Source organism: Microbulbifer variabilis ATCC 700307 (genome assembly GCF_000380565.1).
Classification (GTDB): domain Bacteria; phylum Pseudomonadota; class Gammaproteobacteria; order Pseudomonadales; family Cellvibrionaceae; genus Microbulbifer; species Microbulbifer variabilis.
In genome coordinates this window covers 724,125-749,460 of sequence record NZ_AQYJ01000029.1, presented here as the reverse complement: position 1 = coordinate 749,460, position 25,336 = coordinate 724,125, and the positions used below count along the sequence as shown (strand labels likewise).

The 25,336-nt window shown below is 52.1% G+C and carries 13 protein-coding genes; 2 read left to right on the top strand and 11 right to left on the bottom strand.

Translation table 11 applies throughout. The annotated features are described in order from the left end of the window. Positions 1-7 precede the first annotated feature (7 nt). From G367_RS0122115 to G367_RS24675, 9 genes are all read right to left on the bottom strand, one after another. Complete coding sequence (locus G367_RS0122115; RefSeq protein ID WP_020415357.1) at positions 8-1,159, bottom strand: class I SAM-dependent methyltransferase; 1,152 nt, start codon at positions 1,157-1,159, stop codon at positions 8-10. Then, positions 1,156-2,256, bottom strand: a complete 1,101-nt coding sequence (locus G367_RS0122110; RefSeq protein WP_020415356.1) for a saccharopine dehydrogenase NADP-binding domain-containing protein — start codon at positions 2,254-2,256, stop codon at positions 1,156-1,158. Before G367_RS0122110 ends, G367_RS0122115 begins: the two co-directional genes overlap by 4 nt. Next, on the bottom strand, positions 2,253-4,007 hold the full coding sequence (locus tag G367_RS0122105) for an ABC transporter ATP-binding protein (protein ID WP_020415355.1): 1,755 nt from the start codon (positions 4,005-4,007) through the stop codon (positions 2,253-2,255). The genes G367_RS0122110 and G367_RS0122105 overlap by 4 nt, the downstream gene beginning before the upstream one ends. After that, positions 4,004-5,797, bottom strand: a complete 1,794-nt coding sequence (locus G367_RS0122100) for an ABC transporter ATP-binding protein (protein WP_020415354.1) — start codon at positions 5,795-5,797, stop codon at positions 4,004-4,006. The genes G367_RS0122105 and G367_RS0122100 overlap by 4 nt, the downstream gene beginning before the upstream one ends. After that, a complete protein-coding gene (locus tag G367_RS0122095; RefSeq protein WP_020415353.1) occupies positions 5,798-11,383 on the bottom strand; it encodes a non-ribosomal peptide synthetase in 5,586 nt (1,861 codons plus the stop codon). It abuts the gene before it with no gap. A 48-nt stretch (positions 11,384-11,431) separates the two neighbouring features. Next, positions 11,432-18,055: a non-ribosomal peptide synthetase gene (locus G367_RS0122090; protein ID WP_020415352.1), complete on the bottom strand. Its 6,624-nt coding sequence runs from the start codon at positions 18,053-18,055 to the stop codon at positions 11,432-11,434. Then, on the bottom strand, positions 18,033-19,448 hold the full coding sequence (locus tag G367_RS0122085) for an isochorismate synthase (protein ID WP_020415351.1): 1,416 nt from the start codon (positions 19,446-19,448) through the stop codon (positions 18,033-18,035). Before G367_RS0122085 ends, G367_RS0122090 begins: the two co-directional genes overlap by 23 nt. After that, the gene (locus G367_RS0122080; RefSeq protein ID WP_020415350.1) at positions 19,445-19,774 is read right to left on the bottom strand and encodes an isochorismate lyase; all 330 of its coding nucleotides are present in this window, start codon (positions 19,772-19,774) and stop codon (positions 19,445-19,447) included. The genes G367_RS0122085 and G367_RS0122080 overlap by 4 nt, the downstream gene beginning before the upstream one ends. A 317-nt stretch (positions 19,775-20,091) precedes the next feature. After that, positions 20,092-20,829 carry a thioesterase II family protein gene (locus G367_RS24675; protein ID WP_040629229.1) on the bottom strand — a complete coding sequence of 246 codons (738 nt, stop codon included), beginning with the start codon at positions 20,827-20,829 and terminating at the stop codon, positions 20,092-20,094. Between the two features lie 121 nt (positions 20,830-20,950). Between G367_RS24675 and G367_RS0122070 the strand changes: the two genes are divergently transcribed. Then, positions 20,951-22,558, top strand: a complete 1,608-nt coding sequence (locus G367_RS0122070; RefSeq protein ID WP_020415348.1) for a (2,3-dihydroxybenzoyl)adenylate synthase — start codon at positions 20,951-20,953, stop codon at positions 22,556-22,558. A 131-nt stretch (positions 22,559-22,689) separates the two neighbouring features. Here the strand turns inward: G367_RS0122070 and G367_RS0122065 are convergent, their stop codons facing one another. Then, positions 22,690-23,898 carry an ABC transporter permease gene (locus tag G367_RS0122065; protein WP_020415347.1) on the bottom strand — a complete coding sequence of 403 codons (1,209 nt, stop codon included), beginning with the start codon at positions 23,896-23,898 and terminating at the stop codon, positions 22,690-22,692. Then, the gene (locus tag G367_RS24670; RefSeq protein WP_020415346.1) at positions 23,888-24,625 is read right to left on the bottom strand and encodes an ABC transporter ATP-binding protein; all 738 of its coding nucleotides are present in this window, start codon (positions 24,623-24,625) and stop codon (positions 23,888-23,890) included. Before G367_RS24670 ends, G367_RS0122065 begins: the two co-directional genes overlap by 11 nt. A gap of 86 nt (positions 24,626-24,711) precedes the next feature. On the opposite strand from G367_RS24670, the gene G367_RS24665 reads away from it, so the two are divergent. After that, a complete protein-coding gene (locus tag G367_RS24665; protein ID WP_020415345.1) occupies positions 24,712-25,335 on the top strand; it encodes a DUF3299 domain-containing protein in 624 nt (207 codons plus the stop codon). The last annotated feature ends 1 nt before the right edge of the window (position 25,336 follow it).

Here is a 25,336-nt window from a genome sequence, read left to right as displayed (position 1 = left end):
CAGCCCCTTAAACAGCTTTTGCAAAAAATAGAGTCTGACCCGCGACCGATAATGGCGATGTCGATGAAGGTAAGAAGCACTTAACTTCAAAGCCGGCCACAACCAGTTCTTCCTGCCATGCTGTGTTGTCGATAAACACCTGGTCGGTTCCTCCTCTCCGGTCTTCACTCCCCAGCAGAGGCTCCGATTCTGCGGGGGAAAGAAGAAACTGCATTGCCGTTAACATGGCATGGTTTTCCCGAGTGGATTCGCTAAACAACAGCCAGCCACCAATGACCAGAGAACGACGAATACGCTGTAGGGTCTGACCAATATGAGCGGCGTTGTGCAAAACATTGCCAGCCACAACAATGTCGGTGCTGGCTGCTGGAATTGACTGCGCGGTGAAATCCGCATTGATATCGAGCAGGCTGCAACGCAAACCGATGTGATTGCGGAATTTCTTCTGGGCAGCGGTGGTGAATAGAGGTGATATATCCGTAAAGCGATAATTAATCGGCCTGCCAGCCAGAGTATCTAAAATTGCAGCAGTAGTTAGACCCGCTCCACCGCCTAATTCGAGCACTCTTAACATAGGACCGGGTTTAACAGCCTGTTTTACAATGCTTGCCGCCGCATAATTGAGATAAGTCGTAAACCAGTTGTTCTGGTAGGCGGCCAATGCGGTTAGTATTTCTCCATTCTCGAACAGCAGTTGATTAATGGAGACCTGATCCCGCACCAGTTCCGCCAAATGCGTGAGGAGCTTTTGGTGAGACTGAGCCATTTCGGGAGGAAATCCCAACGCATCGTAGGCCTCCGGTAATTTATCTGCCCCAGCTGCACTCTCGGGAATTTGCTCCCAGGAGTAGTAGCCATTACTGAGCTTCAAAAACTCTCGCTCAACCAGGGCCACCAGCCAGCGGCGAACCAGCCAGTGGTGTCGGCAGGCGGCACCCAGCGTATCAATAATTTCGTCACTGCTGCGCCCGGCATTTTCGGCGGTCAATGCACCGCTGGAAGAAAGCAACTCCATAATCGCCCGTAGGCTGACGAATTCCAGCCTCTGCATTGCAGCAGGCAGTTGCGCCAAACCACTGTCTACCGTCAGCTCAGCGGGTAGAGCTGCCAGCCCAGCCTCATGGGCGGTATTGGCAGTTGGAGGTGTTAGGTTTTTCAAATGGCTCCCTCCTCAAGGCACACCATATCTTCAATACTTGTTTCCAGGTTGGTTAAAAAACTCAATGCCCCAATCTCCGACATTCGCTCCATCGCTGATGCCGGCGGCAATACTTGGGCGCAGTAGTGACAACCCGCTGGGATTTCATCGCGAAGTACAGCCATAGTGGTAACCGCGGCTACCGCTGCTGTTAGATCTGCATTGCCAGTGCCACGCAACGCCGCCGTGCGAGTGCGCTCTTGCCCGTTGTATTTACCGTTAAGCTGCAAAAGCATGACCACATAAGGGTGGCGCCCCGCCAGATCCAGCGCACTGGCCCGACACAGCGCTGCCCGCGCTTCGTCGCGGCTCAAACCATGGGCGCTATTAAATGCCGACAAGATATGAGAGCCGGTAATCGCGTTATACCAATCGCCTTCAGAGAGGGATAAGTCCCGGGCCAAACGCTCGCTTTCACTGTTTAAATAGGGGAGAACAGTGGCTGTGTCTGGGAAAAACGGCAGCTCCACATCGGAGCGGCGCTTCAGCAAACCATTCACCCTGCGACCTTTACGCCAGGCCGCTAAGGGCTTGCTGTGCTGTTCGTTGGCACCTTGCAAATAATCATCGGCGGCGACATCGGTAAACCGATCGCGCAGGCCGAAATAACTGGTCAGCCTCTCTACTTGTGAAAATTCCTGCTCCGCCAGCCAGCGCGGCAGCAGGCTACTGAGCCCCGGCTGTAGGCCAGCAGATAAGACTGCGACCAATCCACGGCTCTGGTAATAGGATGAATCGAGTTGCTCATAGAGAGCCTCATCGCCAGCAACATCGATATAGGCTGCCCCCACTTGTGCCGCAGCCCTGGCAACCCTGTCGCCAATTAAATGTGAAGGTCCTGCGCAATTAATCAGAACATTACAACCGGACACAAACTGATCCAGTGAGGCTGCATCCAGGTAGTCCACGGTCTGATATGAAATAACTGAATTACTGGGTAGCGGCTGTTTATGTGCATTGCGACCACCGATACGCAAAGGGCCCAATTCCAGTGACTGTAAATAACCGGTCACGGCTGCGCCCACATCGCCGTAGCCACCTAAAATCGCAATTGTCACAAGCTTACCTCCGTATCGGTCTCAACCAGTTGCCAGCCAGTTGCACGGCTGCGCTGGCGCCAAAAATGTGCGTAAAGGCTTTGCAGGGATAATAGTTCCCGGTGATTTCCAGTCTCGGCCACAGTACCTGCATCAAGTACGATAATTTGGTCCGCATTCATCACGGTGGACAATTGATGGGCAATCACAATAAGAGTGGAACCCTGTTGTAGCTGCCCCAGGGAGCTGTTCAGGTATTTTTCATTACGCGGGTCCAGCGCCGCTGTCGCTTCATCCAGCACAACGATCGGTGCGGCTTTTAATAGGGCTCGGGCGATGGAAACCCGCTGGCGTTCGCCACCGGAAAGTGCAGCGCCCCCCTCCCCTACCTGGGTCTGCCACCCCTGCGGCAAGCGCTCGATAATCTCATCCACTCCAGCCAGTTTCGCCACACGTTCCAGCTCTTCCTGACTGGCTTCGGGACGGCTCAAACGAATATTCGCTTCCAGGGTGTCGCTGAACAGATACACATCCTGCATAACGATAGAGATCTGCCGCATCAGGTCTTCTGTGCGTAGTTGCCGCACATCCACCCCGCCCACTTTTACCTGGCCCTGATCGGTATCAAAAAAACGCAGCAACAAACGGGTGATGGTGGTTTTACCCGAACCTGATGCACCGACTATCGCTGTAGTTGTACCCGGAGAAACCCTAAAGGAAAGATCCTTCAATACCGGTTGCCCCGGCTCATAGCTAAAATTCACATTTGAAAATTCAACCAACCCACCCTGCTCGATAAAAGGCTGAGATCTGGGTGGCTCAGGTAGCGTCTGCTCAAAAAAGATAGCGGCCAGTCTGCGTAAATCATTACCGGCCATGCGCAGCAGACCACTGCGCCCGGCGAGTTCCGCCAGAGGACCGGTAAATCGGGCCGCCAAAGCTAGCAAAGCCACCAATTCAATAGGGGGAAGTTGTTGATTGAGCGTGAGCCAAATACCCACGGCAATCACTGCGGCAAAGGCGAGTTGCACCATAAATCCACCGGCAAACAAGCGGGGGAAGGTCTGCCGCAACATGGAACCCGCCGCTCTGTTTTGCCCGGCAATCGCCTCTTCCAGTGGGGGATAACCGCTGACATTTTTGCCAAAAGACCTGAGTACCGCTTGATTGCGGGCAAACTCCACCACCCGGCTACTTGCGCGAGCACCGGCAGCATCCACTTCTGTTTCCATGGCGCCTATCCACTGGGCGGACCAGCGATGGCCGATATAAATCAGGGGCACAAACAACAAAGCGGTCAGCCCCAAGCGCCAGTCAAACCACAACATCGCCACCCCCACGGTAAGCGGAGTGACAACGCCGCTGACAACAGGGGGTAGCAGATGTGCAAAGATATTGGTCACCATCAAGGTGCCCCCGGTTGCACTGCGGGATACACGACCCACTTTTTCGGGGTTGAACCAACCAAGGGGAAGTCGAGAGAGGTGTTCACCCAAGCGATTGTGCAGGGTTTTCAATACCAGAATGGCCAGTGCCGCCCCTTTAACGGTTTGCTGGTAGCGGGCTATACAGGCAATTGCGACAACCGAAAACAGGGCAATCAACCAGAACCCAACCGCCTGCATCTCAGAGGCCAACAGTGAGCTGAGCAGAGGCACCAGAAGTGTCACCGCGATTCCCTGCAAAACCCCATAGGCGAGAAGCCATACCGCATAAATGCCAACTTCACGGCGATGCGCAGGTCCGAGAATGGCAAGCAAACTGCGAATCATGATGAGACCCCGCTAGTAACGTGAGCCTCATCACTCATTGCTTTTTCACTCTGTTCGGCACTGTTGTACAAACGCCATAATTCCGCGTAGTGCTTGCCCTCAGCCAACAGTTGCCGGTGACTCCCGCATTCAACCAAGCGGCCGCCGTCCAGGACCGCAATCTGGTCAACTCCGGTGATGGTGTGCAGCTTATGGGCAATCACCAGTACCGTGCGATTGCGCACCAGGCAGGATAACGCCTGCTGAATTTGCGCTTCGGACTCCGGATCGGCATGGGCAGTGGCTTCATCCAAAATCAACACAGGGGCATCTGCTAAAAGCGTACGCGCGATACTTAGGCGCTGCGCTTCTCCACCAGAAAAAAAGGCATCCTTGCCAATAACCGCCTGGTATCCTTGGGGGAAACTTAAAATATGTTCATGAATGCAGGCACTGCGCGCCGCATCCTCCATCTCCTGGTCACTGGCATCCGGGCGCCCAAGGCACAGGTTGTCTGCCACAGTGCCAGCCAACAGCTGGATCTCCTGAAGTACAAAACCCACATGTCGATATAAATTGTCTGGAGCAATATCACGGACATCGACGCCCCCCAGGAGTACAGCACCCTGAGTCACGTCATAAAAACGGGGCACCAGCTTGGCCAGTGTGGATTTCCCGGCACCGGAACTCCCCACCAAAGCCGTGATCGAGCCGGGGTGACAGCGCAAAGTAATATCGCTTAATACCGGCCGATCCTGGGTATAGGCAAAACTGACCTGCTTAAAGAGCAGCCCTGCATCTTTGGGCTCTTTGGGTTTAGAGGTAACAGCCAGGGGCGCAACCTCCAATAATTGATCGATCCTGCCTGCGGCCGCTTTGGCTTTTTGCTGGGCCGTCAGCCCCTGGCTCAAGGTCAGGATAGTCTGGGGAATCATCACGGCGATCAGCGTTGTTGCGAGAACATCAATCGGCTGAATGCCTGTATTCACCACCAGCCAGGCACCCCCAGACAAACTCACCAACATAATGACTGGCACAGACAAGGCCAAAGAGGTCACAGCCTCCAAACGAACAAGCGGTGTCACCCAGCCCGTGTAACGGCGACTGAAATCCTCGACGGCCTGTTGGTAATTTTTGTGGGCACGGCCGGTTTGCGAGAAAACCTTGACCACCGCAATACCGTGAACAAATTCGACAATCGCAGCACTGACCCGAGCAAAGTCCTTATCCAGCTGCTGCATTTTTTCCCCGAAACCACGCATCATCCAGACGTAGGACACCAGATAAACTGGCAGGGTGAGTACCGCCAACAGGGCCAAGCGCCAGTCGAGCCAGGTTAAATAACCCAGGCCCGCCAGTGGCAGGACAAACGCTTCAGCCAACTCCACCTGGTGATGCGCAACCATATGGTGAAGATCATCGAGGTCGTCTTGCACCGCTTTGCGCACCGCGCCGGAGGTGTGTTCGCTGTACCAACCCAGGGGCACCTGTCCCAATTTTCGCACCAGGGCCCGTCGCAATTCCGCCTGCATACGCTGGTCCGCAATATGGGTTAACCACAAACCGATCACGGTGCAGATCCACCCCATCGCCAGCCCGGCAACTATCGCGAATACAACGGGAATAATCGCATCGGCGATATCACTGATATCGGGCGCCAGGAACAGGCGAGCCAGCTCAACAATACCGATAAAAGGAATCAGTGAAGTGAGCGCGCCACAGGCACCGAGCGCCACCCCCAGCCACACGAGGCCACGAAATGGACGCATCAGTTCCCGCAGGTTGGACTTTGGCGAAATGTGCTCAGCCATCTATTTGCCCGCTTTACCGCGCTGTAAGGGTTTTGCCAAGTGCTCAACGACAGTGGCAACCTGCGGCGGCTCCATCACGCTGAAGTGATTGCCCGGAACATCGATTAATTCAAAATCACCCAGACAAACATCCTGCCAATAAGGCGCAGCCATATGCCCTACGCCGGCAGTGACACCGAAGGATTGCTCTTCCTGGCAGCGCAAGTAGGTCATATCGCCAATATAGGGGGGCAGATCAAAACAGGCAGCGCGCATACTGTGTCGGCACACCCTGAAAAGCCCTGGTATCATCGCGGCTTCAACCGGCACACCCGCCTGGGCAGAGGCCATCTCGGTATAACCAGCAAGGCGCTGTTCCTGGGTGAGTTGAGAACGTTGCCGCACGGCTTCCGCTACCGCTTTAAGCCCGGCATCACCATCGAGTTCTGCCATTGCACCGGCAGGAACACGACCGTTGTGTTTCTGCATTAAGGTCTCGATCGCGCGGGAAATATCTTCACTCTCGATATGCTCACCAAATACCGCTTTTACCGGGTCGAGATTCAGGTTGGGGGCGAAAATTGCTTCGAAAGCCAGCTCTTCATCGGTATCGACAAACATTGGGATACTGTCGATCAGGCTCAGGTCAATCACATCGACACCGCGCTCCAGCAATCTCCGCGAAACTTCCGTTGCCAGCAGACCGCCCAGGCAGTAGCCAATTAACTGGCAACGCTGATAGCCCTCATCGATGATTCTTTGGGCGTAATCATCGGCGGTGCGCTCGATTAATTCTTTGGCATCAATGGACAGATACGTTTCTGTATTGGCGACAGCAATTCCAATGACCGGGCCCAGATCCTGGGCTGCAAGCGCTTTGCCCAGGTGCTGGAAATAATCCAGGGTACCCAGGGCCGCATGGAACATAATCCGCACCGGCGCCTCTTCTTTAGATGCCCTTTTACCCTCGCTTTTATAGCTGAAAGGCACCATCAAGGAGTTGCTGCCCTCGCGGGTAGTTGCCACCAGGTTGTCGCTATCAGCGTCTGCCTGCTCGTCGGCAACGGCACCCGGCTCAACTCTCAGTGCTCTGGCCAATGCAGCAACCGTTGGTCCATTGAGCATGTGACGCAACAAGGCGTCGTAAGTGAACGATTTTGCCTCGGGAATCTCTTCCAACAAGCGCCCTGCAACCCGCGCCATAATCAGCGAGTCACCACCGAGATCAAAAAAGCTGTCCTGTCGGCCCACATTATCGAGGCCCAGTGCATTAGCCCAGAGTTTGCAAAGCGCCGTTTCCAGAGGGTCCATCTGTTCTGAGTGCGCAGCCTCTTGAGCGTCTCCGTTCGCAGGACGCCAACTGGCCAGCATTTTGCGATCGACTTTGCCATTGGCGGTGAGCGGCAGCTGATCGAGAACTTGTAAATGGGTGGGTACCATATGCGCGGGCAATCTATTCGCTAAAAAGTCCCGCAGTTTCCCGGCACTCAAATATTGCCGATCAGTTTTCATCTGCGCGGCCAATAAGTTCATACCAAAAGCCGACAAAGGATGCTCATCTTCCGGCAGGCAGAGCACTTGGCCGGCACCATGGGCTTTTAACAGCGATTGCCATTTTTCGATAGACAGGAACTTGGTCACACCACAAGCGCGATCATCACCAGCGGGGTCCATCATAAAACCCTGAGTGAGTAAGATATGGGCGTGATCCACCGTTGGCTCAGTCAGGATTAACCAGCCCCCGGGCGCCAGCAATTCGACAGCACTGGCAATAGCCGCCTCTGGATCTCGGGTACTATTGAGCATCCCAGCACATAAAATGACATCTGCACTATTGGGTGCCAAACCCTGGACGCGATAGTCTGTATTGAGATCCATTAATCCAAACCGCACCCAAGGCCATTCTTTAAATTGACGGCGAGCCTCAGTCAGGAAAAATGCGGTCATGTCGGTAAATAGATAGTCAACGTCATATCCATCCAACATGGGAATAACCGACGCACTGGTAGCCCCTGTGCCAGCACCCAACTCAAGAACCGTCAACCCTCTATCGCTCTGGGCGGCAATGCGGTTAATTAATGCGGCAACGGCGGCATTGTTATAGCGGGCAATAAGATCGTCCCGATAGAGGGACAAAGCCACCTGCTGGTCGCCCTGGGGGAACAACAATTCAAACGGGTTTTGTTGATTCGCTAGTAACTGGGGTAATAGCTCGACATGATCCCGGTGATATTGCAGGAATTCCCGATTACAAAAACCGCTTTCAATTCCCTGTTCAACGCGCTTCCACGCTTCATCAACAGCAGAGATGTCGACAGCCTGGGTACGCGTATATTTTTCCTCAGCGCCGGCGCTGATAGTGGATAAACTGAGCAGTTTTGCCTGAACGAGAAGCTCCAACCAACGACGCACCAGCCAGTGATGCTTTTCGTGGACTTCCGCTAGTGAAAGAATTTCTTCTGCACTGTATCCCCGCTCACAATCTGTAAATACCCCCAGGCCCATCAAACCGTGAAGCATCGACAACAGGGCCGCTTGTTCAAGCACCTGCACATAATCGCCGACACTGACAGCTTCTGGCTCACCGGCCTGGTAGTGCGCAAACTGACGCACTGAATTTACCAGCTCGGGATCGATAACCGCCGGCTCGGCATCATCCATGCGACGACTTTCTACAAAGCCCAACAGATTTAAATCCGCTCTCGAGCCTCCCTCTTTCTTCTCAATTACCGCCGCTGCTGTTGATACTGCGGGGTGGGCCAATAATGCAGACTCCACTTCTCCCAGTTCGATACGGTGTCCGCGAATTTTTACCTGCCCGTCTTCACGGCCCAGGAATTCGAGTTCGCCACCGGGCAAATAGCGGCCCAAATCGCCAGTGCGGTAAAGGCGCTGGCCATCCACCGGGTGAGAGAAAAACTTCTGTTCAGATAGGGCCGCATCACCGAGATAACCATCGGCCAATCCCAGGCCAGTAATCATCAGCTCACCCGCCACCCACACAGGGGCATCGCGCAACTGGCTATCCAACACCCTGAAACCCTGGTTCGTCAGCGGCACGCCATAGGGAATACTGCTCCAGGCAGGATCGACTCGCTCAATACGGTGGTAGTTGGACCAGATTGCTGCTTCTGTAGCCCCACCCATGCCGATCAGGTCCAGTGCTGGCACATGGCGCCTGATATGTTCCGGTAAAGTAACCGGAATCCAGTCTCCCGATAGCATTGCCAATCGCCATTCGGGCAGCGGCCGAGGCTCTGTATCCAGATAGGTGGCCAGCATTTGCAACTGCGCGGGGACAGAGTTCCACAATGTCACTCGGTGCTCATCCATGACCTCCGCCCAATGTGAAGGGTCTGCACCACGGGCCGGATCAGGCAACACCAAAATTGCACCGGCTGCCAAGGGGCCAAAAATATCGTAGACCGACAAATCAAAACTGAGTTGGGCCAAGCCCAAAATACGATCGCCCGGGCTCACTTCGAAGCGGCGATTAATATCCATCACCGTATTTAAAGCGGCCCGATGATTAATCATCACACCTTTTGGCTCGCCGGTAGAACCGGAGGTGTAGATAACATAAGCCAGCTGCTCCGGGTCACCATCACTGGCTAGCGGGATCTCGGCTTCAGGTGCCAGGGTATCTACACTGATCACCTGCACTTCTGATGGCCACTTAATTTGGCTGGCGAGGTTGCTGAGTGTCAGGACATATTCCACCTCTGCACTCAGCAACAATTTATTAAGCCGTATTTCTGGTTGTGCCGCGTCCAATGGCAAATAGATACCACCAGCCAGGAGCACACCGAGGGTCGCCGCTATTTGCTCTCGCCCTTTCGGCATTGCAATGGCTACGCGGCTACCTAGCTGGAAACCTTCTTTGGTCAGCGATTTGGCGATACCCGCCGCTTTTTTCGCCAGGTCGCCATAACTCACACTGCCATTGCTATCAATAATGGCGGTAGCTTCCGGCGTTGCCGCAGCCTGTGCAAATACGCCCTGATGCAATAACTTTGAAGGAACAGGTCCATCGGTTTGATTAACCTGATGCCTTTCCTGTTGCTGCCACTCGGGTAAAGAAACCGGAGACTTGCCAAGCCATTGCCCGTCGCCGCCAGCGGCAAGCTCATTCAACAAGCCGGTAAAGGCCGCGAACATATCCTCTACCAAGCCCGATGGAAAAACGCCCTGGCGCACGTCCCAGTTAATTTCCAGACCTTCGGCATCATCTCTCACCTGGCAATCCAGGGTGACTTGCGGTGTCTGGGTAATTCCTCTGCCGGACTTTCTACCGCTAGCGGGTTTTTCGGTATCTCCCAGGCCAATAGCACTGGTAAATACCACCGGCATCAATGCGGCCTCGGGTCCTCGCGCACGGGACATTTCCCGCAGTACTTCCACACCGGAGAACAAGCGGTGATCAATATCACTGAACAGCTGCTCGCCAATGCCAGCCGCCCAATCTCGAAAGGTTTTTCCATTGGAATCACCAATCGCCAACACACTGACCGAAGTAAAATCACCGATCAGCTGATTAACCTGAGGATGTAAAGGCAGTCGATTCAATAAGGTAAGACTTAGGCTAAAGCATGGCTGGCGGCTCCACCGCTGCAATACCGCTCCGTAGGCAGCCAGCACGGCAACCGACGCGGTTAAGCCGGCAGTACCGGCTCGCTGCCTCAGTGTCTGCCAATGCGTCGTGTCCAGGCGGTAGTAGTGGCGATTAAAACGTACAGATTCCGCTTCTGAAGCAGACGGCAAAACCGGTAACTCAGGTGCGGGTGGCAATTGCTCAAGGCGATCCAACCAATAGCGACGATCATTTTGGTAGCCCTGGCTGTCCAATAGACTTCGTTCGGCCAGTAGATAATCGCGAAAATCAATCTCCAGTGGCGGCAGGGCTGCACCGGGGTGAGACAGCAGGAGATCGAGCTCATTAAATAAAATGCCCGCACTGGCCCAGTCTGCGATCAGTGCATCCATAGAGAAATGCACTATATGGCCCTTATCTGTGCGGCTATGGCGCAGCTCGAACATCGGCCACTCACCAATGGTGTAGTTGCGGTGGCCCAGTTCATCCCTCACCGATTCCAAGGCAAGTTCCAGGGCGTCCTCGTCCAAACCGGTGAGGTCCTGGCTTTTCATTTCGTAGTACGGCACTTGGGGGAGAACCCGCTGGTATCCCTCCTGCTCGATAACCGCCCGCAACATCGGGTGACGTTCAATGAGTTGGTTCCAGGCTTCCTGCAAACCTTTTGGATTTAATCCCGGGTATTCCAGCTCCAGGTAACCGTGGCAAGCAACGCCCCCATAGCCAAATGCATTTTGTCGACCCAACAGGTAGGCGGTCTGCACATCGCTTAAAGGGAAAGGTTCATGCCGATTTTCCCTATCGGCCTCAACCACCACTCCCAAGTCCTGGTCGTTAACAGCGGCCGTTTGAGCAGCGCTCAGTATTTCGATAATTTGTAACTTGTGTTCCCGCAGCCTCTGCTTGTGCTGCTCCGACAGCAGGCCTTTGGCCGCGCGAAAGCGCAGTTGTTCAGACTCGGTCCAGAGTTCCACCCCAAGCCCTTGTAATTCGTCGATCAGTTCCATAGCCGTCATGGGGTTAAAACTCCGTCCAATCGCTGAAAAATAAAATTGCCAACAAGCTCATATCACGCCCTCTTCCACCATATTGGGATCAACATCCACTAGCGGTTCCATTGCACTTAGGGCACCGGCAACATCTGCCAGTCTCGGAGAGGCAAATAAACGTCTGAGGGGAAGCAGCAAACGGTGTTGCTGTTTTAGGCGGTCGATAAACCGGGTTGCCAATAAACTATCGCCACCCAATTCAAAGAAATTTTGATCGCGGTTTATCACTGGCAAGTTGAGAAGTTCCTGCCAAATCTGGGCTACCAGGTGCTCGTTATCTGTCGCCAGCTCGCCCACTTTATCCTGTTGCGGTTTTTCCACTGCATTCACGAGTTTTAATACTGAAGCGCGATCCAATTTGCCGTTTGCACTCAAAGGCATTTCCGGCAAAGTCACAATGAAGTCCGGGATCATATAAGACGGCAGGTGGTGGCGAAGGTACTCGCGCAATTCATCAGTATTAAACGTTGGTGGGCATTCGGGTGCGAACACAACAGCTGCGACCAGCTGTTGTTCTGTGGCCAGCACCAGTGCGCGCTGCACAAACATCTGACGATTAAATACGGTTTCAATTTCACCCAGCTCTATGCGATGGCCACGGACCTTGACCTGGCTATCGACGCGCCCCAAAAATTCCAGGCATCCATTGGGCCAGTAGCGTCCAAGATCCCCTGTGCGATACCAGCGCTCACCATCGACCGTAACAAAGCGCGCCTCGGTCAATTCGGGCGCCCCGCGATATCCCATGGCGACACCATCACCACCGATCCACAGCTCTCCCGTTGTCCAGTCAGGGCAGTCGCGCCCCTGGGTATCCATCACCCTGAATTTCTGGTTGGCCAGGGGGTATCCGTACGGGATCGAGTGCCAGCTTGGATCGACTTCTACAACTTCAAAACTGTTAGACCAAATAGCAGCTTCAGTGGCGCCACCCAGTGCGATAAAACGGCATTCGGGCTGTACTTGTTTTAATCGCTGGGGTAAATCCAGGCCAATCCAATCGCCGGAATTTAATACCAAACGCAAATTGCCAGGCGGTGTACCGGCACCGACAGTGAGTAACATATCCAGTAGTGCCGGTACCGTATTCCAGATAGTGATGCCGTAGTGACATACCCATTGATACCAGCGCTCAGCATCCCGCCGGTCCTCCTCATCAATCAATACCAGCGCACCACCGACCGATAGCAGTCCGAAAATATCGTAAACAGAGAGGTCAAAATCCAGGGCTGAAATGGCCAGTACACGATCATTTTCATCAACAGAGAAACGTTCGTTGATATCCGCAATGGTATTCCAGGCGGCACCGTGACTGATCTCGACGCCCTTGGGTTCGCCAGTAGAGCCGGAAGTGAAAATGATATAAGCCAGTTGCTCAGGTTCTGTTGCAATAGGCTCATCTATAGGAGCGAACTGTTCGGCCTGTTGAATTGCACTTTGGTCGAGCACCACTTTTACATCAGCACGGCGCAACATTGACTCACGCCTTGCCTGCGGTTGATCGATACCAATAGGCAAGTAAGCAGCTCCCGCTGCGAGCACCCCCAAAACAGCGGCAATCTGGTCGGGCCCTTTCGGCAGATTAACGGCCACCACCTCGGCAGGTGAAACCTGGCTTTCCAATAACCAGGCAGCGATGCGCAAAGCACGCTCTGCCAGGACACCATAACTCAGGGAATTATCACCTCCCCAATATAAGGCAATATTGTCGGGATTCGCTTTTGCCTGTTGGAAAAATCGCTGTGACAAATTATCCGTTGGGTCAATTGCGATACGCTTTTCAAGCTGAGTTCTAAGCTCCCGTTGAGCACTGGGTAATAAATCAGGCGGTGTGGAATCCCATTCAGCGTCACCCGCCCATTGGAGCAAGCCGATATAGGCCTGGAACATTTCCGCGCACATCCCCTCTGGGAAAAGCGCTTCGACAACATCCCAATTTAAGAAAACGCCACCCTCGACTTCGACCACCTGGTGATCCAGCCAGACTTGCGGTGTTTGTGTCAGGGCCCAGATAGGTTCTCGCAGAGGCCCATTTTCCGGTGCCGCTGTGCCACCGGGAATACCCAGTGCGCTGGTGAAGACCACGGGCATTGTGGCTTCCGCGTCGCTCTGCCGGCGGGCTAATTCCCGCATCAGGCTAACACTGGAAATATCGCGATGTTCCAGGGCCGCGCCAACTTCCCCTTGTATTTTTTTCGCTCGCACCAACCAGCTGTCACCGGCCTCTGGCCGGTAACCCACCAGGGTCAGGGAGGTGAAATCCCCCATCACTCGATAGATATCCGGGTGAACTTCACGGCGATCAAACAGGGTAAGGTTCAAGCTCAGGTCAGGGCGACTGCTCCAACGACTAAGCACTTCGGCAAAAGCGGTTAGAAGCAGGCTCGAAGGCGTGATTCCCTGCTCAGCCGCGCGCGCAACCAGGTTTTGCCAGGTCCGCTTATCAATATGCTGTTGATGACGCACAAAGTGCGGGCGCTCAATGGATGCCGGCTCCCGTACAATGGGCAGCTGGGGCGCGGGAGGCAGCTCCGATAATTTGTGCTGCCAAAATGTTTTTGCGGCAGCCAGGGGACCTTCGTCAAGATCACTATCAAATACGGCGGTAGTTTGCGGCAATACATTGCGCACATAGTCGCGGAAAGAGAGTTCGATAGAACGTAGATGAGTTTCAGGGCTCTGATAAAGAATATTTAACTCACGATAAAACAGCAGAATACTGAAGGCATCGAGAATCAAATTATCCAAACCGATAGCCAACCGGGTATTGCGGCCACAGCGCACCGCACGGACATCAAACAGTGGCCACCTGCTGGGCTCAAACACCTGCTCCGCGCACTCCTGTCGCAGTTGCGCAAAAGCAGAAGCTGGATCGCGGTCTACCTCTGTAACATCGATGGAAAATCTCGGCACATCGGCAAGGATGCGCTGTCGACCTTCACTATCGAATACAGCCCGCAGCATTTCATGGCGGTCAATCATCGCATTTAGCGCAGATTCCAAGCGCTCCAGATCGAGATCAACAACGTCATATTCACGATAAAAATGACAACCAATACCACCCAAAACAAATTCTGGGTCCCTTCCCAGCCAATAGGCTCGCTGAACATCGGTAGGTTCAAAAGCGGCGTACCGATTGGCCTTATCCGATTGCCAGGGTGTAGCAACAATTTCGGTAGTGCCTTTGTTTGGCTGTGGGTTCTCAGTTGGATCTTGAACTAATGTCGCAGCAAAGTCGGCCAGGCTGGGCTGGCTAAACAATTCCGACAGTGTGACACCTACAAAGCCAGACTCGCGCAGGTCTCGCACAACACGGGTTGCTAACAGGGAGTCACCCCCAAGTGCGAAGAAGTTATCATCCCGTGCTATATCATCAACATCGAGGAATTTGCACCAAACGGCAGCCACCTGCTGCTCCAATTTACCTTGCGGTGGGTTCTGCTTTGCCTGGTGTTGCGCTATGGATTCATCGGCAAACTGCTGTAAACCGCCGCGATCAATTTTGCCATTGGCGGTAAGAGGTATTTCAGCGAGACAGCAAAGCTCACTGGGCAGCATGGCGCTGGTCAATCGTTGGGTCAGGAACTCCCGCAGGTCGTTCAAGGGTGCCTGCAACTGCTGCAAATCAACAAAGCACTTTTCTGGATTGATATTCCCTTGCGATAATTTGGATTCCAGAACGACAACCGCAACCACACCTCGCTGAGTCAGCAGTGCCACCGCCTGCGCAATCCCTTTGTGCGCGGTTAGTGCCGCTTCAATCTCGCCGAGTTCAATGCGGTGTCCGCGCACCTTGACCTGGTTATCGGCGCGGCCCAAAAACTCCAGGCACCCGTTCAGCCAGTAGCGACCCAAGTCTCCAGTGCGGTACCAGCGCTCGCCTTCGTCTGTCACAAAACGGGCTGAGGTGATACCGGGAGCACCGCGATACCCCAAAGCAACGCCAGCACCACCGATCCACAATTCCCCTGTCACCCAGTTGGGGCAATCGCGCCCCAAGGCATCCACCACTCTGAATTGCTGGTTGGCTAAGGGGTAACCATAGGGAATAGATCGCCAAGAGGAATCAACTTCTTTGACTTCAAAACTGTTCGACCAGATAGAAGCTTCAGTGGCGCCACCCAAAGCGATAAAGCGGCAACCGGGGTTCACTCGTTTTAACCGTTCCGGCAGGTCGAGGCTGATCCAGTCGCCAGAATTTAATACCAGGCGCAGCTCTCCAGCTGGGGTATTACCACCCGTGGTCAGCAGCATATCCAACAGCGCCGGCACCGTATTCCAAACCGTTACGCCATGCTGGCACACCAGCTGATGCCAGCGCTCAGCATCCCGCCGGGATTCCTCTTCAACCAATACCAATGCTCCGCCGGCGGACAAGAGCCCAAAAATATCGTAAACGGAAAGGTCAAAATCCAATGCCGATACGGCCAGCACGCGATCATTTTCGTTAACCGAAAAGCGCTCATTAATATCCGCTATGGTGTTCCAGGCACTCCCGTGACTTATTTCGACGCCCTTGGGTTCACCGGTGGAGCCAGAGGTAAAAATGGTATAGGCGAGATCTTTTGCCTCTCCCACGACAGGCTGGGATAAAGGCGCGACACCGGAGAGCACAGACAAGTTATCTATAACCAGCTTGGCTCCGGCAAGCTTGAGTACGCGCTCTCTACGCAGCGGTGGCTGGTCTATACCCAGCGGCAGATAAGCCGCTCCTGCCGCTAATACGCCCAAGGCTGCAATAATCTGCTCCGGCCCCTTGGGTAATAAAATACCGACCAAATCACCGGGCTCAACACCTTGAAGCTGTAAATACGCGGCCATCGCCAAAGCACTGTGGGCCAACTCACCGTAACGGATTTGATCACCGTTCCAATAGAGAGCCACTGCTCCAGGGCAGTTTTTAGCATTGCTAAAAAAATGTTCATGTAATTGGTGAAGCTGGTATGGCTTGGCTGTGGAATTAACCTGCTGGCGCTGCTGCTTTTGCTCCGCTGGCAGCAGCGATGGTATCGGCTGGGCCCAGAATTCCGGGCTGCCGATCAGGCATTCCAGTAACTGCGTAAAGGCGGCAAACATGCCATCCAGGACGCCGGGAGCAAAAGCAGCTTCCCGCGCATCCCAGTTTACGGACAGGCCACCTTTGAGTTCCATAACCTGTACGTCCAGCCACACTTGTGGCCCCTGGGAGATAATCCAATTGACATCTCCAAAGGCACTGCGAACTGACTCGCCAAATAATTCTCCCAACCCAAGCGCACTGGTAAAGACAACCGGCGCAAACACCGTTTGTCCCTGTTGCCTGCTGAGGTCACGCAGCACCTCTACGCCGGAATAACTCCCGTGCGCTACATCCTGACGGAAGTTGTGTTGTAAACGCTGTGCACGCTCAACAAAGGTTCCACTCTGGCTGCCCTGCCAGGCAAGCAAGATCGAAGAAGTAAAGTCTCCTACCAGGGAGTTGACATCCCGGTGCAGGGATTCCCGGTCGAACAGGGGGAGATTCAGCAGGAAATCTGACTCTTCGCTATAGACCGTAAGCACTTCGGCAAGCGCCGCTGCCAGGGTCATGGACAAAGTAATACCGTGACGGCTCGCAAATTCCGCTAGCTGGTTTTTCTGGTCAGCAGACAGACTATAGTGGCGACGAACAACTCGACGAGTGTCTTTAGACTCAGTACCTATCGCAGTGGGTAATTGAGGAGCGCCGGGCAAATCTGCCAGGCGATCCTGCCAGTGTTCTTTGGCCTGCTGCTTCTCAGCTCGGCGCTCTTCCTTTGAGTGAAGAGCGCTGCGGTCAGCCTGGTATCGCGGATAACTGTAATTCAACGGAACCAGAGACTGCTCTGGTTCCAGGTAGAGCTTGGCCAGGTCATTCAGTAACACGCGCAGGCTAAAGGCATCTGCGGCTACCATATCCAGATTAATATGCAGGCGTGTGCCGCCAGCTTTTAATTCCGCAGGTAACAATGAGAGCTGAACATCAAAAACCTCGCCCTGCGATATATTCAGCTGCCGATGGGAGAGTTGCTCCCTAACAGCGATAAGACTCTGCTCCGCTTCTGCGGCAGCCTGATGCCTGAAATCATGAACCTTTAAACCGGGCCAGCTCACTTCAGCAGGAATCTGCTGTCGACCATCATCGTGGATTTGAACACGCAGCATCCCATGTCGCTCGAACAGGGAACACACAGCCTGTTCCAATCGATCAGGTACTACATCCTGGCCATCAAACTCATGATAAAAGTGTGCGGCAACACCTCCTAAATATTGATTCGGGTCTCGCCCAATCCAATAGGCATGTTGCATCGGTGCCAAATCAAAGGGAGCACCTTCATCAAAAGCGCCCGGCACAGATAAATGTTCACTGGTACTTTCTTCAGTTCCAATAGCCAACTGAGGTAGAAAAAGCCAGGCTTCCAATCGAGGCACCGCGATAAGATCAGCAAATTTTACCTTGATCTTTTTCTGCCTTAATTGGCCAACAATCCTCATGATTTGTACTGAGTTGAGCCCCAACGCAATTAAGTCATCCTGCGGATTAATGTCATTAATATCGGCATCAATAGCCTGACAAACTAAATCCTTTAACAAACTGGCCGGGCTGATTGGCTCTGATTTATTCTGCGGCTTCGGCGACAAGAGATACGCTCCTTATTGCGTCTCGGATAACACGCATTTTGATGCAACTTTCACGATATTCGTGGGTAGGAAGGGAAGCCTCAACCAGGCCGCAACCGGCAAATAGTGTCACCCTGCCCGGGGTGAAAAGTGCAGAACGCAGCGCAACAGCAAACTCCCCTTCCCCCTCGGCATTGAGCCAACCAACAGGTCCGGTATACCAACCGCGATCCAGTCCTTCATTTTCACGGATATACTTCAGTGCTTTTTTCCTCGGCAGGCCTCCCACCGCAGCACTTGGGTGTAAATCCGATAAGATATCCAATAGAGTTACGCCATCTTTCACAAAGCCTTCCAGCGGCGTAAGCAAATGCTGAATTTGCTTTAATTTGCAGAGTTGGGGCGGTTCTGGTTCCGCTACGTTGTGGCAGTATTTGCGTAAGATAGAAAGGAGATGTTGGACAACCAGGTCGTGTTCAAATCGGTCCTTCTCGCTGTCAAGCAGAGATATCCCCAATTTATAATCAGTTGCCGGGTCTTTTCCCCGAGGTGCGCTACCGGCCAAAGCAACGGTACTGATACGCCCGTCTTTACCAGCCGCTAAGCGCTCAGGCGAAGCCCCAAGAAAGCAACTTTTTCCGCGGGAAAAGGCAAACAAATAGGCATCGGGGTAAGATTCTTGCAAATATCCGAGAATACTTCCCGGGCAGCAATCCGCGCTCAGTGATTCAGAGCGAGCGAGAACTACTTTTTGAAACTCGTTGCGCTTGATTGATTCGACCGCACCAACTACACGCTGCTGCCAAGCCATCTGGCCTGCATAGTTTTGGCTAAAATCAGACTCCATCGAAAACAAATTGTCATTCGCTGAAAGGTCAGAGCTACGGGACAAAATATGCTGCCACCGCGCCTTCACCCGCTCCGCAGTCTGATTGCAGTCTGTTTGATCGGTAACGATAAAATTCATTACCAGATAACTGCGATCCCCTTCACAGTAAAGGGCCAACTCGGGCAACGTAAGCACCCCTGAGGGAAAGTCTTGCCACAGCGATGAGGGATCTTTTTGGCAATCAAAAGCAAACCCACCGCACAAAACCGGCCGATGCCCCCCGCTTACCACAGCGGAGGACAGTAATTTTTGCCAATTGGCTTGGATTTCAGACCAAGATTCCCGAGGTGCACAACTAAATTCACAGGCAGAGCCAAAGCTCACAGAATATTCATCTCTAGAGGGCACACCCCATAGGGATGCGAGCCTTTCATGCTGATAACCGGTGGCAAACAACCCTATTGGGTTGCGTCTATGACATGGAGATGAAAACGATGCCAGAACCTCTGGCTGTCCCTGGCTTACCCTGGACTTGGCTTCCTGCAAACAGGCTTCCAGGCCAGCATATTTAGATCGGCCCTTCATACACCTTCCTCAACGGGCAAGCCGCGCTCAGCGCGCCAATGCAGCTTTTGCTGATTGATAAACCAGTGAATAATCCCGGTAAAAAGCTGCTCTATATAATCTGCGGAAAGTTGTTCTTTCTCAGCCCAACGACGGCGGTCAATCAACATATCCGCAACCCGGTCTGGAGCAGGAATACTCGTTTCATCCGGCTTGAACTGGGCTGCTGACAAAACATACCCCATACGCCGCTGCAACAGCCTGATGATCTCGCGATCAATGGAATCGATACCTTGGCGGATCTCATTCAGATTTTCACACTCCATTGGTAGCTTCGTTGCTTGCATAGAAACTCCATCACCTAAGCTGTTCTTCTTCCCATCAATAATGAAACGTTATAACATATCATTTACGAAATCAACGGGATGTTTGTTTTGGATTTGCGCGTCAGGGTGGAGAGAGTGTGTGCTACTTGTTACTAAAGAGAAATAATTCGATCATCATCAAAAGTAACAATCTTGGATTAAGCGAGGTACAGATTCGCAATCTATCGAACGATGGAGAATATAGAGCCGCTCAACAGCCCTATTCCCCCACCAATTGATTTCGACAGCGTTACACGAAACAGAAAAATTTTATACAGCCAACTTAACTTCACATGAAGTTAGGCCAGGTGGAGTTTGCGAACAATATGGCCAACTACCAGATCAGGACAGTCTGACAAGTAAAAGTGATTGCCTGCATATTCGTTAAGTTGAAACTCACAATTTGTCCATTGCTGCCAGCCTCGAGCCTCATCGGTGCTCAACTCAGGGTCATCCCGCCCTACCATCGCGGTAATCGGGCAGTTTAAAAGTTGATCCGAGGACATCTTGCTGGTTTCGATCAAGCGATAGTCTTGGCGTATAGCGGGAAGCAGCAGGGCTCTTAACTCAGGAATCTCTAATAATTCAGGGGCGGTACCACCAAGTTCAATAAGTTGTTGGCACAGAGATTCATCACTCAACTGGTGTACGTTTCCACTCTTTTGAAATTGTGGCGCTTCGCGCGCAGAGACAAATATGTGTTCAGGACCGCGCAATTTTTCGCGATACAAGGAGAGAGCCAACTCATGAGCAACTGTAGCCCCCATACTGTGCCCAAATACAGCCCAGGGTTTATCGATGACAGGTTTGATAGCCCTACTTAACAAAGCAATTAAAGTTTGCATATCTGCGGGCATGGCTTCATTACAGCGTTGTTCCCTACCCGGTAAACACACGAGAACCAATTCTATGGAATCAGGCAATAATTTCGCCCAGGGCCGGTAAAGTGATGCTGTACCACCAGCATGAGGCAAGCACAAAAGTCGGATGGCCGCTTTAGGTTTAGGGCGAGGAATCTGTAGCCAAGCGCCGGACATAAATTTATCTCAATAAGAAATTTGAAGCCGTGAATACTAACTGTTAATTCTTAATTTAGAAATCCAAAGAAGATTCAAAAAATCACTCGCCTGCTCCACTCAAAAATTTCAGGAGACCAGCATGGAAAATAATTTACTTAATGGTTACACGCCTCATCCCAAGGAACTAGAGGCTTTCTATCAGCAACAAGGAATTTGGGATAACCAACCTATTTGGGAGCTGATCACACGTAATGCAAAAAATTCTCCCAACCGATGCGCAGTTCGGGATCTATCAGATCAATTAACTTACGCTGAACTGGTTAACGAAGCCGACAGTATTGCCGCAGGCCTGGTGGAACAAGGCTACAAAGCTGGGGAGCGGGCAATACTCCAGTGGAGCAACCAGGTCAGTTTTATTACAGTCCTGCTCGGTTTATTTCGAGCGGGAATGGTTCCTGTATTAGCTTTGCCTGCGCATCGCCAAAATGAAATATACCATTTTGCACAGGTCTCGGGTGCCAGTATCTATATCACTTCAGGAGCTGAAGGTGATGAAAGCCGTCACAGCATGATAGAACAAATTGCTTCGCAATCTCCGACCTTGCAAGGCATATACAGCTCTGATGAAAATGACACATTGCCTCCCCTGCCCAGAAGAGAGTGCCAAGGCTTCACCCCAGTTCCCGTAGACCCCAAGGCCCCAGCTCTATTCCTCGTTTCGGGAGGCACTACAGGACTTCCGAAACTTATACCACGCACCCACAATGACTATCGTTACAACATTACCTGTGCTACGGCTGCTTGTAATTTAGGAAAAGATGAAGTCTACCTGGCAGTACTCCCCGCCGCCCATAATTTTCCACTGGGTTGCCCCGGCATTCTGGGCACGCTATCCATGGGTGGGCAGGTAATATTCACCAAAGATGCAAGCCCGGACTACTGCTTCGAGCTGATAGAGCGCTACGGCGTAACCGCCACAGCCCTGGTCCCAGCACTGGCTCAGGTCTGGACTGCAGCGACAGAATGGGAAGATGCTGATTTAAGCTCTCTCCGCTTGCTGCAAGTCGGTGGATCAAAGCTGAGTCCAACCGACGCCAAGGCTGCGATAGCTGCTTTTCCCGGTGCACTACAGCAGGTATTCGGTATGGCAGAAGGGTTGATTTGTTACACCCATCACGAAGATAACGATGAAACCATCACCAATACTCAAGGCAGACCTATGAGTTCCCTCGATACTCTAAAAGTGGTCGATGAGTACGGACAGGAAGTGAAAGCCGGAGAAGAAGGAGAGCTGCTCACTCGCGGCCCCTATACACTAAGAGGCTATTACCGTGCAGAAGAACACAACCGACGCGCTTTTACCCCAGATGGCTTCTATCGCAGCGGCGATCGTGTACGCATTCTGGACAATGGCAATATTGTAGTTACCGGACGACTCAAAGATGTTGTGAATCGGGGCGGGGAAACTTTTGCATGTGACGAAATTGAAGAGCATCTACTCGCCCATCCCAGCATTCAACAAGCAGCTGTTATGCCCTTGCCGGATAAAGTGCTAGGAGAGCAAGTTGGAGCAGCTATTGTATGTGCAGATAATGCGCCCACCCTAAAAATGTTACGCAACTTCCTGACCGAAAGAGGCCTGGCCACCTTTAAGCTACCAGAACATCTTAAAGTATTATCTCGCCTTCCAGTTACCCCTGTAGGTAAAATTGATAAGAAGAAGCTTTTGGAGCAAGAAAATCAGTAGGGAGTAGATTAGCCCTAATGCATCACTGAACAATCAATTTCGATTAGTTTAGTGATGCTACTGGCCAAAAAAGGACGTACTTTTTAAATAAACACGAGGGCAAATACTCCATACCGCGCCTAATTATCCGCTCAACCTACCCAGTGGCTATCTCTTAAACCCTGCCGACATGCACTAATAGCGGGTATTGCAGCTACTATCAAAGTACTAACAAGCACTGCCCCCAAAAGCATGATTGTATGTTCGCCCATACTAAATCCATCAAGATAAACTCCAAACTGATCTGCCAACAGCGGCTCAACCAGCCAGACTCCTAATATAAGCCCTGCAACTGCGATTACAGCACCTAAAAGCAAAACCAATAGTGCCTCAGCCTGGATCAATAAAAATAGAAACAATGGGCCCGATCCTATAGTCCTCAGCAATGCTATCTCTGATCTTCGCTCACGCATCGTAGAAAGTAGCAAGATACACAAGCCAAGTAATGCAGCTAAAACAACCATCGCAGAGACAAAAAATAATATCTTTTCAATACCTCCCAGTATCTGCCAGAGCTCCGATAATGCAATGCCCGGCAATATTGCCAATAGAGGCTCCTTGGAATATTCGTTAATTTTTCTCTGCACCTGGAATGTAGCCATTGGGGAATTAAGCCCCAGCAAAAAGGCAGTAATGTTATCTGGCACCAGATCATCATGCTCCACATCAGCGCCGTGGACCGCTTCCAACCCTGCCAAGCTTACGTACAGAACTCGATCTACTGGAGTACCTGTGGGTTTGAGTATCCCCCTAACAACAAATGAATTTTCATCGTGCTCAGTAAAATGAGTTCCAACCAAGCCGTGCGCTAATGTTAGGGAGTCATCGAGTTGGTAGTCTAGCTCACGAGCAACCTCCGCCCCCAATATCACACTAAAAGCATCGACAAAATTCTGGCCACTTGAAAGCTCCAATGGCCTCTTATTCCGATACCGATAGTGATCGAGAAATCCAGTTGAGGTTCCCACCACTCTATAACCTTGATGTGAATCTCCTAAGGATAGGGGAATAGCCCAATTAACTTGCGTGAGCTTAGCAAATTCCTGGTAACTCTCCCATGAAATACGGTTACTGGCATTCCCGATATGGAATATGCTGTACAGTAATAGATTTAACTGTCCAGTGGGCGCTCCAACAATAAGATCTACCCCTGACACCGTACGACCAAAGCTGCTTTTAGTATGGCTTCGCAACTGCTCGATACCCAACACTAATATCAAACTCACTGCCACAGACAAAACGGCCAGGGATACACTTCCCTTACGCTGCATCAGGCTATGCCAGGCAAGCTTAATAAACATCGGCCAACGCCTCCGGTGCAGTATCCCAATCGGGCCTGAGTTTCCAGGCAATATTTATTTCGCGCATATCCGCAACCAAAGGGAAGTGTCGTTCCAGGGAGCTATCGTGACTGACAAAAACCAGTGTGCATTTCTTTTGCTCACAAGCATTCATCAACAGCTGCACAAATGCATCTCTCGCTTCGGGGTCTAAAGCTGATGTAGGCTCATCAACCAGTAACAATTCCGGTTCATTGATCAATGCCCGCACAATTGCCACTCTCTGTTGCTGCCCGACACTCAAGTGGACCACTTTCTTGGGTAAAACCTCTTCTCCCAAACACAGCCCCCCTAGCAACTCCCTAACCCTGCCTCGAAAATCGCCCCGGAAACCAGCGAAGTGGGTGGCGACACGAATGTTGTCCTCCACACTCAAATAGGGAATCAAGTTAAATCGCTGAAATACAACTCCAATGTGTTTTGCCCTGAAACGGTCCCGCTTGCGCTCACTCAGTTCACCCAACGATTGGCCTAGAACCTTTTGGCTCCCCGATTTTGTAACCAGAATGCCTGCCAGGAGGTTCAGCAGCGTTGACTTGCCACTACCGGAGCGGCCGCGTAAAAACACCTGCTCCCCCACTGGTAGCGACCAATAGGGGACTTCTAAAACCGCCGGGCCTTTACGATAAGCGAAGCGCAACTGCTCCACCTCAATAGCAAGTTGAGGTCTTGTAGTGAAGGCATTCATCTTGCACCTCATTTGCAGCATGGATTTTTGCAAACAGATATATAATGATATATCACATCATTTTATATAGTAAATAAATCCGAGCCATGAACAGAACTCCCCTTTCGGCAGCCTGCACCCTGACCACCGCACTACTCGCTGCTGCCTGTGACAGTCGAATTGAAACTCGTCCAGTTTCGCCCCCAGTTGCAGAACATACTCAAGTCAAACAAGTAAGTATCAATTATCGCGAAGTCAGCTGGGAAGAGTTAATCCCGAAAGATGACCTGGATGCGTTACTCAACCCACCAGAATACATAGATGATATTGTTGAAGGCTCGGCTGCCGACTCAATGCCTAACACATCAGCTATTACCACTACGACTGAAAATGAAAGCCGTTACCAAGCCGCTTTGACTTCCACTCGAATAAAACCAGAGTTCGACAATCAACAGATACGTATTGCTGGATTTATCGTCCCGATTGAATTTAATGACGAATTAACGATTTCCCGTTTCCTTTTTGTGCCCTATTTCGGAGCCTGTATTCATCTGCCACCCCCACCGCCAAACCAGGTTATCCATGGCCGTTTTCCTGAGGGAGTTCAAATTGAGGCTCTGTACGAGCCTTTCTCTATAGAAGGGAAACTAAGAACACTAAAAATGGAGAGTGAGTTCGGTACTGCGGCTTACAGTATGGAAGTGGATAACATTCAACCCTACAAAGAATAAC

What these genes read in the sequence shown, in the direction of transcription:
- G367_RS0122065 (WP_020415347.1), bottom strand. Translation starts at nt 23,898, where the DNA reads ATGTTTATTAAGCTTGCCTGGCATAGCCTGATGCAGCGTAAGGGAAGT.
- G367_RS0122085 (WP_020415351.1), bottom strand. Translation starts at nt 19,448, where the DNA reads ATGAAGGGCCGATCTAAATATGCTGGCCTGGAAGCCTGTTTGCAGGAA.
- G367_RS0122105 (WP_020415355.1), bottom strand. Translation starts at nt 4,007, where the DNA reads ATGATTCGCAGTTTGCTTGCCATTCTCGGACCTGCGCATCGCCGTGAA.
- G367_RS24675 (WP_040629229.1), bottom strand. Translation starts at nt 20,829, where the DNA reads ATGTCCGGCGCTTGGCTACAGATTCCTCGCCCTAAACCTAAAGCGGCC.
- G367_RS0122080 (WP_020415350.1), bottom strand. Translation starts at nt 19,774, where the DNA reads ATGCAAGCAACGAAGCTACCAATGGAGTGTGAAAATCTGAATGAGATC.
- G367_RS0122100 (WP_020415354.1), bottom strand. Translation starts at nt 5,797, where the DNA reads ATGGCTGAGCACATTTCGCCAAAGTCCAACCTGCGGGAACTGATGCGT.
- G367_RS0122095 (WP_020415353.1), bottom strand. Translation starts at nt 11,383, where the DNA reads ATGACGGCTATGGAACTGATCGACGAATTACAAGGGCTTGGGGTGGAA.
- G367_RS0122070 (WP_020415348.1), top strand. Translation starts at nt 20,951, where the DNA reads ATGGAAAATAATTTACTTAATGGTTACACGCCTCATCCCAAGGAACTA.
- G367_RS24670 (WP_020415346.1), bottom strand. Translation starts at nt 24,625, where the DNA reads ATGAATGCCTTCACTACAAGACCTCAACTTGCTATTGAGGTGGAGCAG.
- G367_RS24665 (WP_020415345.1), top strand. Translation starts at nt 24,712, where the DNA reads ATGAACAGAACTCCCCTTTCGGCAGCCTGCACCCTGACCACCGCACTA.